Origin of the sequence: Inhella sp., from assembly GCF_041912635.1 — a bacterium.
In the GTDB taxonomy this organism is placed as follows: domain Bacteria; phylum Pseudomonadota; class Gammaproteobacteria; order Burkholderiales; family Burkholderiaceae_C; genus Inhella.
The window spans coordinates 1-12293 of sequence record NZ_JAYRMO010000057.1 but is presented as its reverse complement, the minus strand read 5'-3'; the positions used below and the strand labels follow the sequence as shown (position 1 = coordinate 12293).

Sequence of the window (12293 nt, the reverse complement as noted above, 5' to 3'; positions counted from 1 at the left end):
TGGCCTTGCTGACGCGCCAGCTCGGCCGCGCGCGCCAGGGGCAGGGGCGGGTGCTGTGCTTCAGCGGCGAGCCCGGCATCGGCAAGTCGCGGCTGGTCGTCGAGGCCCTCGGCATGGCGCAGCGCCAGCAGTTCATCGCCTGCGGCGGCGCCTGCCGCCAGGAAGACCTGCCCACGCCCTACCGCGTCTGGCAGCCGATCTGGCAGGCGCTGCTGGACGTGGACCCGAGCTGGCCGGCGCGGCGCCAGCGGCGCGCGCTGGAGGCGCGGCTGCAGGCCTGTGCACCGGCGCAGGCCGAGGCCTGGCCCTTGCTGGGCAGCCTGCTGGGCATCGACTGGCCCGACACCCCCTTCACCGCCGCCCTGCTGCCGAAAGACCGCAAGGCCGCGCTGGAGGCCCTGCTGCAGCAATGCCTGACCCAGCTGCTGCGTGAGGCGCAGGAGGACGACGCCGCGCTGCTGCTGGTGCTGGAGGACGTGCACGCCATCGACCCGCTCTCGGCCGATCTGCTGCTGCAGCTGGCCGGCCTGTGCGCCAGCGCTCCACTGCTGCTGCTGCTGACCCACCGGCCCGAGCCCGCGCCCGTGCTGCAAGGCCTGCTGGAGCGCCTGGCGGCGCAGCAGCCGGCGGAGCGCCGCGCGCTCGGCAGCTTGAGCGCCCAGGAGATCGAGCAGGTGCTGCGCGCGCGGCTGGCGGCGTTGTTCCCCGCGCGCCTGGCCAGCGTGCCGCCGGCGCTGCTGGCGGGCATCACGGCGCGCGCCCAGGGCAACCCCTTCTTCGCCGAGGAGCTGCTGCACGATTTGCACGACCGCGGCCTCGACCCCTTCGACCCCGCCAGCGCCGCGCAGCTGGCCCTGCCGGGCAGCCTGCATAGCCTGGTGCTGAGCCGCATCGACCGCCTGCCGCTGCCGCAACAGCGCGTGCTCAAGGTCGCCAGCGTGATCGGCCGCCTGTTCCCCGCGGCGGACGTGCAGTCCTATCACGCCGGCATGGGCGAGCCGGCCCAGGTCGAGGCCGATCTGCAGGCGCTGGAGCAGCAGGGCTTCACGCCGCAGGCGCCCGAGGAGGCCCGGCTGAGCTATCTGTTCCGCCACCTGATCACCCAAGAGGCCGCCTACGAAAGCATGGCGCTGGCGGCGCGCCGCGCGCTGCATGGCGAGTACGCCAGCTTTCTGGAGGCCACGGCCAGCGGCAGCGCGGCGCTGCTGGCCCAGCACTTCAGCCGTGCGGAGCTGCGTGGCCCGGCCTGCCACTACCTGCGCCTGGCCGGCGAGGAGGCGGCGGCCCGCTTCGCCAACGAGGACGCGCTGCGCTGCTTTGCGCAGGCGCTGGCCTGGTTGCCCGCCGATGCGGTGGACGAGCGCCTGGCCCTGCTGCTGCAGAGCGAGGCCCTGCTGGACGTGCAGGGCCGCCACGAGGCCCGCGCCGAGACGCTCGACCAGCTGCAGGCGCTCGCCACCCGGCTGGAGGGCAGCGCGGCGCAGCGTGCCGTGGTGTGGGCGCAGATCGCGCTGCGCCGCGCCCGCCTGGCGCTGGACCTGGGCGACTACGCGCAGGCGCGCCGCGCAGCCAGCCTGGACGATCTGCCTGCCGCCCGCGGTGAGCTGCCACTGCCGCTGCAGGTGGACGCGCTGCTGCTGCAGGCCCGCGCGCTGTTCTACGCCGGCCATGCCGCCGAGGCCCGCCCCCTATTGGCCCAGGCGCAGCAGCAGGCCGAGGCCGGCGCCTACGCTGCCGGGCACTACAACAGCCTGGCCTTGCTCGGCCTGGTGCACTGGCAGCTCGGTGAGTTCACCCAGGCCACGGCGCTGCTGCAGCAGGCCTTGGCCCTGATCGAGCGCGCCGGTGACGTGCGCCGCCAGGTGGATGTGCTGAGCAATCTGGGCGTCGTGGCCAAGGCCCAGGGCCAGCCCGCCAAAGCGCTGGGCTTTTACGCCGCCGCGCGCGCGCAGGCGCTGCGCATTGGCGACCGCGCCGGCGAGGCCATGCTGCTGACGAACATGAGCAATGCCGAGCTGATGGCGGGCGACTTTGTGGCCGCCGGCGCCCACGCCGAGCGGGCCGCCGCGCTGTATGGCGCGCTGCGCGAGCCCGCCCAGCAGGGCCTGGCCTTGCTCAACGGCGCCGAGGCCCAGCGCGAACTGGGCCAGCTGGACGCCGCCCAGGCCGGCGCCGAGCGCGCATTGGCCCTGCTGCGCGGCGCCGGCGCCGAGCGTGGCGAGGCCATCCTTCTGGAGAACCTGGGCCTGCTGGCCGCAGCGCGCGCGGACGCGGCGGCGGCCACGGCCTGGTTCGGGCAGGCGTTGGCCCGTGCCGAGGCGCTGGACATGCGCCCGCTGGCCACCAGCGTGCGCCTGAACCGGGCCGGCATTGCGCTGCGCGGCGACGATGCCGCGGCGGCCGAGGCCGACCTGGCCGCGGCCGCGCAGCAGCTGCGGCCCGACGACGACCCGCTGCTCGGCCTGCGCCTGCAGGCCCTGCGCTCCGAATTGGCGCTGGCGCGCCGACAGCCCGCCGCGGCCCTGGCGGCGCTGGCCACGCCGCAGGACCTGGTGCAGAGGCTGCTGGCCGCCGATGCCGGCTTCCTGCCCATGGAGCTGTTTGCCCGCGCGCTGCAGACCCTGGCGGCCGGGGGCGACCCACGCCATGCCGCGCTGCGCGCGCACGCGCAGGCGCTGCTGGCCCAGCGCGCCGCCGCGCTGCCCGAAGGGGCCGCGCGCCAGGCCTTCCTGGCGTTGCCGGACCACCAGGCCATCCAGGACGTCTGGGCTGCCTGAACGATCGCCGCCATGCCCAAGCCCGCCCCGTTCCAAGCCCGCTTCCAGCTCGACATCCAGGGCCATCTGGGCCCCGTGCAGCAGCTCGCCGTCAGCCCCGACGGCAAGCTGCTGCTGAGCGCCGATGCCCAGGAGCTGCGCGTCTGGGACCTGGCCACCCGCCAGCCCCTGCACCGCTGGTTCGCGCCCTGGATGGGGATGGAACCCGGGCTTTTGCTGCGCTTTGCGCTCAGCCCCGATGGCCGCTGGGTGGTGGTGGTGACGCTGAACCGCTGGCGCGACACGCTGGGTGATGCCGCGCCGGCCTTCACCGAGCTGCAGGTCTACGAGCTGGCCACCGGCAATCTGCAGGCGGCAAGCACCTGGCCGGGCCTGGCGCAGGATCTGGCCTTCAGCGCCGACGGCCGCCAGCTGCTGCTGGCCAGCGACCCAGGCGCGGGCGAGTGCACCCAGCTGCAGCTGCTGAGCCTGCGCGCGCTGCTGCAGGCGCGCTTTCGCCCCTGGCCGGCACCGCTGGCGGGGCTGCAGGGCCGGGGGGGCGAGGGCCTGCGCCTGGCGCTGCGCAGCGTGCCGGGCGGCGGCTGGCTGCTGGCCGCGCAGGCACGGCGCAGCCCGGGCGCGCTGGTCTGGCTGGCTTCGGACCGGAAGGCCGGCCTGCAGGTGCAGCGGCAAATCCACACCCCGGTGGCCCTGCAGGTGCGCACCCTGGCTTGCAGCGCACGCCACGCGGTGGTGGCCGGCTACGGCAGCCCGCGCCGCGATGGCCGCCTGGGCCAGCTGCTGAGCTACCGCCACGATGGCCAGGCCCTGCCGCGCACGTTGACCGAATCGCTGCCGGCGGCCCTGGCCTTCGATGCGATGGGCACGCGCCTGCTGGTGGGCCTGCAGGTGGATGTGGCGCAGCCGCCGGAGGACGGCGTCGCCCCGGTTGGGGCCGATATGCCGCCGGCCCGGCCCGGCAGCGCGGCCTACTTCAACGGCCCGCCCATGCCGGAGGAAGAGGGCTTGGGCCTGCAGAGCGTGCAGGTCAATGCCTACGCGGTGGCGGGCGACGCACTCACGCTGTGCAGCAGCTACTTCGGCCATGACGATTCGGTGCGCGCGGTGGCCTGGGCCGGTGCGGGCCTGGCCTTGAGCAGCGGCGGCGACAACCAGGCCCTGCATGCCTGGAGCACTGAATGCCGCTTCCCAGTGCGGCGCTGGGCGCTGCGGGGCAGCGGGCGCAACTGCTTCGCGCCCGGCATCGACGCCGACGAGCAGCTGCGCTTCGGCGTGCTGCCCCCGCGCCTGCTGCCGCCCCAGCACCCGGAGCGCCAGCAGTGCTTCGATCTGCGCAGCCGCACCCTTTCCACCACCCGCGCCAGCGACATCGACCCGGACGACTACGCCTCGGAGAAATGGCTGGTGGCAGGCGAGCTTTCGCCGGTGATCCAGCTCGGCCACCTGGACGACGCGATGGCGGCCCTGGATGCCCTGGCCGAGAAGGCCGTGGACGCAGCCACTTTCCCGGCCGATCTGTCCCTGTACGTCGGCGCGGACGACGAGTGGCTGCTGTGGAGCCGCAGCGGCTTCTATGACGCCAGCCCGCGCGGCGCGCAGCGCGCCGGCTATTGCATCGACCGCGGGCGCGAGCAGGAGGCCTTGTTCCTGCCCGCCGACCGCTTCAAGGCCTTCTACCGGCCGGACCTGATCGCCGCCATCGTGCGCCATGGCAGCGAGGAACGCGCACGCCGTGCCGGCGTGGCCATTCCGCAGCTGGCGCTGGCGCAGATGCTGCCGCCGCTGCTGGAGCTGAGCCGCGATGGCCTGGCGGTGGACGGCGGGCGTGTGACGCTGCGCTTCAGCGTGCAGCAGCTCGGCGCGGGCGCGCCGCTGGAACGTGTGTGGGTGGTGGCCAACGAGCGCTTTGCCTGGGAGCTGCGCCGCACCGACGCCACCTGGCCGCGCCGGCGTGGCCGCCAGGGCGAGCGGCGCTTTCAGGTCAGCCTGCCGCTGCGCCCGGGGCGCAATGTCTTCAAGCTCTGTGCCGAAACCGCAGACGCCAAGGCCGTGCCGCTGCGCGGCCGGGGGGACGGCCCTGCGCTGGCGAGCACCCCGGCCGCCGCGCCGGCCCTGCCGCCACCCGGCCGCCTGCATCTGCTGTGCGTGGGCGTGTCGCAGATGGCGGTGGCCGGCACGCCGCAGGCGCAGGGCTTCAAGAACCTGCGCTACGCGCACCGTGATGCGATCGCCGTGTTCAAGGCCCTGGCGCGCGGCCGCCGCCAGGCCACCGGCGCGCTGCACAACCCCGCCTTCAGCGCCGTGCAGGGCGAGCTGCTGACCGATGCGGCGGCCACCCGCGCCGCGGTGCTGGCGGCGCTGGAGCGCCTGTGCGCGCCCCTGCGCGCCAGCGCCGGCGCGCAGGCCGATGCACCGCGCGATGTGCTGATGGTCTTTTTGGCCGGGCATGGCGCGCGCTTCGCCGGCGAGCAGGACCTCTACTTTTTCACCCACGACGTGGAGCCCGCCACCATGGACCGCAGCGGCCTGTCGCTGCTGGAGCTCGGCCGCCTCGTGACCTCGGTGGCCGCCGAGGTGGTGCTGGTGATCGACACCTGCCACGCGGCCCTGGCGGGAGACGACGTGATCGCCAGTCTCAGCCCGGAGGAGCTGGGCCAGCGCCTGCACGCCCTCAACGAGCGCGGCCTGACCCTGCTGAGTGCGGCGCGCGGCGACGAGATCGCGCGCGAGAACCCGCTGACGCGCCAGGGCCTGTTCACCGGGGCCCTGCTGCAGACCCTGGCCGACACGCGCTTCTACGCTCCCGGCCCGCCCGGCCAGCGCGCGCTGACCCTGCTCGGGCTGATGCACGGCATCGAGACCCTGGTGCCCCTGGCCAGCGCGCAGGCCGGCACCAAGCCGCAGACGCCGGTCTGCCGCAGCTACGGCGACCTGTTGCCGCTCACGCTTTATCGCCGTTGAGCGGCTGATCGGGCTGCGGGTAGTCCGCCATTGCTGGCCTGCGGGCGGCTTCCTACCCTGTGCCCACCTTCAACCCGGAGCCGCACCCATGGCCACCTCCAAGCCTGCCGCAAAGAAGTCTGCCCCGAAGCCCGCCGCGCAGGCCTCGGCCGCGCCGGCCAGGAAGGCCGCTGCGAAGCCGGGCAAGGCCAAGGCCGTGGCGCCCGAGGATGACGATGGCCGCGGCGGCGCCGATGTTGTGCGCGGCAAGACCGGCGGGAGTTGACGGATCGAGGAGAGAAGGCGGCGCTCTGCGCCCGAAGCTCAGCCGGTTGAAAGGTCGATCAAGCCCTCCGCCACGGCTTGCTGCAGCGGCTTCTGCAAGGCCTGCGCCAAGCCCTCGGCATCGCGAAGGGTCCGGTTGTTCACCAGCACCCAGCGGTTGCGCCCCATGGCCTTGCCTTCGTACAGGGCCAGGTCGGCCAGCGCCACCAGGCTCGGCCAAGCCTGCGCGTCGGCCGCATCGATGAAGGGCAGGCGCACGGCGCCGATGGTGCAGCTGACCGGGATCGGCTCGGCTTGGCCAACCTCGAAGGGACTGCCGTTGACCGCCTGCAGCAATCGCTCGGCAATCTGCGCGCAGCGTTCCGGGCTGTCCAGCCGGGCCAGCAGCAGGAACTCTTCGCCGCCCCAACGCACCAGCAGATCGGTCTCGCGCGTGATGGCCTGCACCCGGCGTGCCAGCGTGACCAGCACCTGGTCGCCCACGCCATGACCATGGCGGTCGTTGATCGACTTGAAGTGGTCGACATCGAACACGTAGAGCCCGAGTGAGGCCGCGGGTTGGCTGCGCCGCGACCGCTGCAGATGGGCCAGCTCGCGGCCGATGTGCTGCTCCAGAAAGCGCCGATTGCCCAGCTGGGTCAGGCTGTCCACCAGACTGAGCCGCTCGAACTGTTCGGCCAGCTTCTTCTTGGCGCGCCATTGCAGTCCGATCAGCAGCAGCACCGCCCCGAGCAGCAGCGAGAGTGCGATGAAGAACTGCTGGCGCTGCGTGTGCGTGGCGTCGCGCTCGCGCTGCAGCTCGCTCTGCTGCCGCAGCACCACGCTCTTCAGTTCCGATTCGCGCTGCAGGCGGGTCAGCTCCGCCTTCGAGGCCGCTTGCGAGCCGCGGCGGCGCAGCTGCGGCTCCAGCTTGTCGAGGAACAGGGTCTTCAGCCCGCGCAGGCCGGCCAGGGCGATGGCCGGGTCTTCGCTGCGCGAAAGACGCTTGTAGATGTCGAGCTGCACCTCGGTGGTGGTGTCCGGTTTCAGGGCCAGGCAGGAGGCCAGCGAATGCCCAGGCTGCCAGTGGCGCTTTGCCAGGTCGCGGTAGCAGCTCAGGTACTGCAGCACGGCCGGCTCGGAGTTGCCAACGGGCTCCTGGGCCGCGCGTGCCAGATAGCGGCGGGCACGTTCGAACTGGCCCAGCTCGGCGGCGGCCAGGGCGGCAAAGCTGAGTGCGTCCGCGCGGTAGAGATTGGTGTCGGCGATGACGCGGTCGAAATGCTGCAAGGCCAGCGCGTAATCGCCCAGGTGCAGCACATAGGCAATGCCGCGGTTGAACTCGCTGAGCTGGATGCTGTCACGCAGCAGTTCCTTGTCGCTGCGGTCGGCCGGGTCGTTCAGCGCCCGCTCCATCTGCTCGTGCGCACTGGCCAGCAGCGCGATGCCCTTGCGGATGTAGGCCTCGTCGCCGTTGACGATGTAGCTGGCCGCGGTGTCCATCATGATGTCGCTGAGCAGATTGGCTTGCTCCGTGGGCACCAGGCTGAGCGCCGCCTCGAAGTGCTCGAAGGCGCCGGCAATATCCCCCGCCTGAGATTGCCGCCAGGCCACGCCCCGGAGCACCTCGGCAGCGGCACCACGCTTGCCCATGGCCTTGGCCTCGGCCGCCAGGGCCTGCAGGGCGCCCAGCTGCTCTTCGGACTCCGGCAAGCTGGCCAGCAGGCAGCGTTCGCGGTAGGGGATGTCCTCGCGCAGCGGTGGGTTCTTGCCGCAGACCGGAGCGGCTTCGCTCATGCGATGGGCAAGGAAGTATTCGTCGAACTGCAGGCGCTGCGTGCGGTAACGCTCAGCGGCATCTTGCGTCTGGGCCAGGCGTTGCTGCAGCCAGGCCAGACGTGCCTCCAGCGACGGCTCCTTTTCATATGTCGGGGGCAGTGGCGGCAGTGCGCGCAGCTGCTCGATGCGCAACTCGGCGTGGGCGGGCGCCAGGGCCAGCAGGCCGCACAGGGCCAGGGCGGCGCCCAGCGCACGGCGCCGGAGGCGGCAGAAGCCGGAGAAGGGAGCTGGGCGGGGCTTGGACACGCGGGAGGGGTCGGGCGATCCGTGGAGAAAGGACCGCCGATTCTGGCGCGCCAGGCCCTTGGGTGGTTCTGGGCTGCCGGCCCTGAATGCCGGCGGGCCCCGGGTCAGTGCAGGGTGGTTGCGCTGCGGCGTCGGCCGGCCATCAGGGCGGCGGCGGCCACCAGCAGCCAGGTGGCGGGTTCCGGCACCTGGTTGATCGGAATGTCACGCAGCCCGACGGTGCGGATCAGGGTCTGGAACTCGGTGTACGAAAAGTCGCGGTCCAGGATGCGATGGCTGTTGGGCATGGAGGTGGGCGCGGCACCGGTGGACATGACCGAATAGATCGACTCACCTGGGTTGGCCTGCGGGCCCGTGGGGTGAGGCAGCAGCAGGGTGTGGCCGATCTCGTGCGTCAGCGTGCCCACCAGCAGGTTCAGGCGCTCGGTGTCGTTGTCGGCCAGGGCCAGCAGGCTGGCGATGGTGTCGGTCAGCACCGAACCCACCTGGGTGCCCACTGCCGCCGGCGAGCCGCTGCCGCGCACGCAGCCGTAGCAGGCCTGGCCCAGGAAGCCCTGGTTCGGGACTGCGTTGCCGATGTTCATGAAGTAGTAGTCGCTGTCGCCACTGGTCGGGGCGGTCAGGCCGAAGGAGATCTCGAAGTCGATGTTCAGCTGCTTGCCCACCGGCAGCGGGCTGTTGGCATCGCCACCCAGATTGGGAAAGCCGTGGAAGTCGTCGATCACGGCTGCCAAGGCGGCGCTGCGCATCTGGCTGAGCGACATGTTGAAGCCCCAGGAGGCAAAGCTTTCCGACTCGGTGGTGACGCCCCACATATCGGTCGTCGAGCTGCCGGTGAAGTTCAGCATCACCGTCAGCGCCTGGGCGGACTGCGGCAGCACCAGGGCGGCGCTGGCCAGGGCCAGGGCGGGCAGCGCCAGGGCGCGACGGGTGTGACGGATCAGCTTCGACAAGAGGGTGCGGCTTGCGGTCATGAGAACTCCTGAGGGCTGAATGGCAGCAGCCAAGCAAGCAATGCGCCACGCTGGCCTGACAAGGACTTGCACGCCCTGGGGTGCCTCGCTGTCAAGCTTTCCGACGCCCGCGGCTGCGCCAGATCAAGCCGGCGGCTCGCCGCTTGGCGCATGCTTGCGGCCTTGGTCCAAGCCCGGAGTGCGCCATGTCCCATCGCCCGAATCCTCGCAGCCTTGCCGCCCTGCTGGCGGCCGGCCTCGGCCTGCTGGCCTGCAGCGCCCCGCGTATCGAGTTTGAGAACACGCAACCCGCCAAGGAGCAGGCCCGCCAGCAGGCGCAGGCCACCGGCTCGCTGTACGGCGGCTGGCGCGTCTACCAGCAGCGCTGTGCCAGCTGCCACGGCGACTGGGCCGACGGCGCGGGCGGCGCGCCCAACCTGCTGCTGCGCGTGCGCGACCTCGGGCCGCAGCGCTTCGTGGACCTGGTGCTGCGCCGCTACAGCAAGGACCTGCTGCCCGAAGGCGGCGGCACCCCGCGCGAGACCCTGGTGGACGAGGTGCTGGAACGCCGCTCGGGTGCCCTCAGCATGCCGGCCTGGCAGGGCGACCCGGTGGTGCAGGCCCATGTGATGGACCTCTACGCCTATCTGAACGCTCGCGCCGAGGGGCGTCAGGGCACCGAGCGGCCGGCGCGCTGAGCCGCGCCCGCGGGCAAGCCTGGCTTGCCTGAATATTGGATCCAAAGAATCGGCGTGCAGCTAGCATCGCGGCCCCGCCGATGCCTGGAGCCGCCCATGCCTGCCGCCGCCGATACCGCCTTCCAGACCCTGTTGGCCGATGAATGGGCCTGGCGCCTGCGCGAGTTCCCGCGCCTGGCCAGCTGGGTGGGCGAGCGCAGCGAAGACCACCGCCTGGAGCGCATGGACGGCGCCAGCCGTGCCGCGCGCCTGGCACGCTGGCGCGCCACGCGTGCGGCGCTGCAGGCCATCGACCGCCGCGCGCTGAGCGCGAGCGCACGCGTGGAGGCGGCGGTGTACGCACACCAGCTCGAAGGTCTGATCACCGAGCACGAACTGGGCGGCGTGCTGATGCCCATCGATGGCGACTCGGCCTTCTACAGCTACCTGCCCGAGCTCTGGCGCGACCAGCCGCTGGACACCCCTGCGCAAGTGCAGGCCCATCTGCAGCGCCTGGCGGCGATCCCGCAGCTGTTTGACGATTTCATCGAGCTGATGGAAGAAGGGCGCCGCAGCGGCCGCATGCCACCCGCCCTGATCATGGCGGGGCGCGAGGAGCCGGTGGCCCGCGTGGCGGCCTGCAGCCGCGCCGAGGACACACCCTTCTACGCCGCGCTGCGCGAGCGTCTGCACGGCCAGCCGGCGCTGCAGCGCGAGGCCGTGACGGTGATCGAGCAGCGCCTGCTGCCCGCCTACCGCCACCTGCTGCACTACCTGCGCACGGACTACCTGCCGCACGCCCGCCCCAGCACCGCGGCGCGCGATCTGCCCGGCGGCGAGGCCTTCTACGCCGCCCGCGTGCGCCAGTTCACCACCCTGGACATGAGTCCGCAGCAGGTGCATGAGACGGGGCTGGCAGAAGTGGAGCGCATCGCCGCGGACATGCGCCGCCTGCAGCGCGAGTGCGGCCACCATGGCGAGTGGACCGACTTCCTGGCCTGGCTGCGCAGCGACCCGCAGTTCTACCCGCGCAGCGGTGACGAACTGCTGGCCCAGGCCAGCTGGATTGCCAAGCGCGTGGACAGCGTGCTGCCGCGCTACTTCGGCCACTTGCCACGCCAGCCCTTCGGCGTGGAGCCCGTGCCGGCCGAGATGGCGCCCTTCTATACGACCGGCCGCTACGTGCCCTCCGCGCCGGGCAGCGGGCAGTCGGCGCTCTACTGGGTCAACACCCACAACCTGGGCGCGCGCGCGCTCTACTCCCTGCCCGCCCTGACGCTGCACGAGGCCGTGCCCGGCCACCATCTGCAGTTCGCGCTCGAAGCCGAGAACCCCGGGCTCCAGCCTTTCCGCCGCGCCGGCGACCTCTCCGCCCACAGCGAAGGCTGGGCCCTCTATGCCGAGTACCTGGGCTCCGAAATGGGCCTGTACCGCACGCCGTTCGAGGAATTCGGCCGCGCCAGCTACGAGATGTGGCGCGCCTGCCGCCTGGTGGCCGACACCGGCCTGCACGCTCTGGGCTGGAGCCGTGAGCAGGCCTGCCAGCTGCTGCGCCAGCACACCGCCTTGAGCGAGCACGAGATCGGCACCGAAGTGGACCGCTACATCGGCTGGCCCGGTCAGGCGCTCTCGTACAAGATGGGCGAGATCGTCATCCGCCGGCTGCGCCGCAGCTGGGAGCAGGCGCAGGGCGCGGCCTTCGACCTGCGCGCCTTCCACGACCGCCTGCTTGCCCTGGGCACGGTGCCCCTGCCTTGCCTGGAGCAGGAGCTGGCCGCGCCGGCCTGAAAGGCGCAGAGCGAGCCGCCGACGCGGGCAGTAATGCGCGCGCGCGCCCCGTGAGGATTTGCCGCGACATCCTTCAACGCTAAGCTCGGAGGCCTTTGCAGTCTTGCCCCGTGTCCGCCAGGCGGCGCGGGGCTTTCGCATGATGAACGACACCTTGATCTGGATCCTGGGCCTGGCCGTGGCCTTCGTGGTGGTGGGCTGGGTTTGGCGCCGCCGCCGGCCCGGCGCGAAGCCAGGGGAGTCCGCCAGCCCCGCCCCCGGTTCCGAACCGGACGATCAGCTCCCCGAAGCGGCCGCGGCGCCGACTGCTGCTGGCGCGAGCCTTACGGACATGGACACCGGGCTGGAGCGATCCAGTCACGGCGATGCCCCGTCCACGGCGCCGCTTTCGGAGCTTGACGACGATGCGGCGATCGCCGAACTGGAGCGCCAGTACGCGGCCTTGGCGGTCGAGGAGGAACAGCGCCAGAAAGCCCAGCGTCAAGCCGCACAGCCGGCTGGCCATGAAGCGGCGGTTTTCGCCGAAGCGGCTGAGGCGGCTGAGGCTGCTGAAGCCTATGAGGCACTAGCCCAGGCCGAACGCGAAGCTGCCGAAGCCGCCGAAGCAGCAGCCCCTGCCCAGGCCGAGCGTGAAGCTGCCGAAGCGGCCGCCCGAGCCCAGGCCGAGCGTGAAGCTGCCGAAGCGGCCGCCCGAGCCCAGGCCGAGCGCGAAGCCGCCGAGGCGGCCGCCCGAGCCCAGGCCGAGCGCGAAGCCGCCGAAGCCGCCGAAGCAGCAGCCCGTGCCCAGGCCGAACGTGAAGCTGCCGAAG

At 72.4% G+C, this 12293-nt stretch carries 7 protein-coding genes and 1 pseudogene; 6 read left to right on the top strand and 2 right to left on the bottom strand.

Annotated features, from left to right (window positions below):
• The 3 genes from ACE3QP_RS21470 to ACE3QP_RS21460 all read left to right on the top strand — a co-directional run.
• The coding region (locus ACE3QP_RS21470) for an AAA family ATPase (RefSeq protein WP_374439071.1) at positions 1 to 2777 on the top strand (2777 nt) is incomplete at its 5' end.
• 12 nt (positions 2778 to 2789) lie between these two features.
• Positions 2790 to 5738: a caspase family protein gene (locus ACE3QP_RS21465; RefSeq protein WP_374439069.1), complete on the top strand. Its 2949-nt coding sequence runs from the start codon at positions 2790 to 2792 to the stop codon at positions 5736 to 5738.
• Positions 5739 to 5826: 88 nt separating this feature from the next.
• A complete protein-coding gene (locus ACE3QP_RS21460; protein WP_374439067.1) occupies positions 5827 to 6003 on the top strand; it encodes a hypothetical protein in 177 nt (58 codons plus the stop codon).
• A 38-nt stretch (positions 6004 to 6041) separates the two neighbouring features.
• On the opposite strand, the gene ACE3QP_RS21455 is transcribed toward ACE3QP_RS21460, so the two are convergent.
• Positions 6042 to 8066, bottom strand: a complete 2025-nt coding sequence (locus ACE3QP_RS21455; RefSeq protein ID WP_374439065.1) for a GGDEF domain-containing protein — start codon at positions 8064 to 8066, stop codon at positions 6042 to 6044.
• Between the two features lie 104 nt (positions 8067 to 8170).
• Positions 8171 to 9040, bottom strand: a complete 870-nt coding sequence (locus ACE3QP_RS21450) for a PEP-CTERM sorting domain-containing protein (RefSeq protein ID WP_374439063.1) — start codon at positions 9038 to 9040, stop codon at positions 8171 to 8173.
• Between the two features lie 185 nt (positions 9041 to 9225).
• Between ACE3QP_RS21450 and ACE3QP_RS21445 the strand changes: the two genes are divergently transcribed.
• The 3 genes and pseudogenes from ACE3QP_RS21445 to ACE3QP_RS21435 form a co-directional block, all read left to right on the top strand.
• Entirely contained in the window at positions 9226 to 9717 is a 492-nt protein-coding gene (locus ACE3QP_RS21445) for a cytochrome c (protein ID WP_374439061.1), read from the top strand.
• 96 nt (positions 9718 to 9813) lie between these two features.
• Complete coding sequence (locus ACE3QP_RS21440; RefSeq protein WP_374439059.1) at positions 9814 to 11484, top strand: DUF885 family protein; 1671 nt, start codon at positions 9814 to 9816, stop codon at positions 11482 to 11484.
• Positions 11485 to 11587: 103 nt separating this feature from the next.
• Positions 11588 to 12293, top strand: a pseudogene (locus tag ACE3QP_RS21435) (hypothetical protein); the annotation flags it as partial.

Excerpts from the sequence above, each read along its gene's own strand:
- ACE3QP_RS21460 (WP_374439067.1), top strand. The coding sequence starts at position 5,827 with ATGGCCACCTCCAAGCCTGCCGCAAAGAAGTCTGCCCCGAAGCCCGCC.
- ACE3QP_RS21445 (WP_374439061.1), top strand. The coding sequence starts at position 9,226 with ATGTCCCATCGCCCGAATCCTCGCAGCCTTGCCGCCCTGCTGGCGGCC.
- ACE3QP_RS21465 (WP_374439069.1), top strand. The coding sequence starts at position 2,790 with ATGCCCAAGCCCGCCCCGTTCCAAGCCCGCTTCCAGCTCGACATCCAG.
- ACE3QP_RS21440 (WP_374439059.1), top strand. The coding sequence starts at position 9,814 with ATGCCTGCCGCCGCCGATACCGCCTTCCAGACCCTGTTGGCCGATGAA.
- ACE3QP_RS21450 (WP_374439063.1), bottom strand. The coding sequence starts at position 9,040 with ATGACCGCAAGCCGCACCCTCTTGTCGAAGCTGATCCGTCACACCCGT.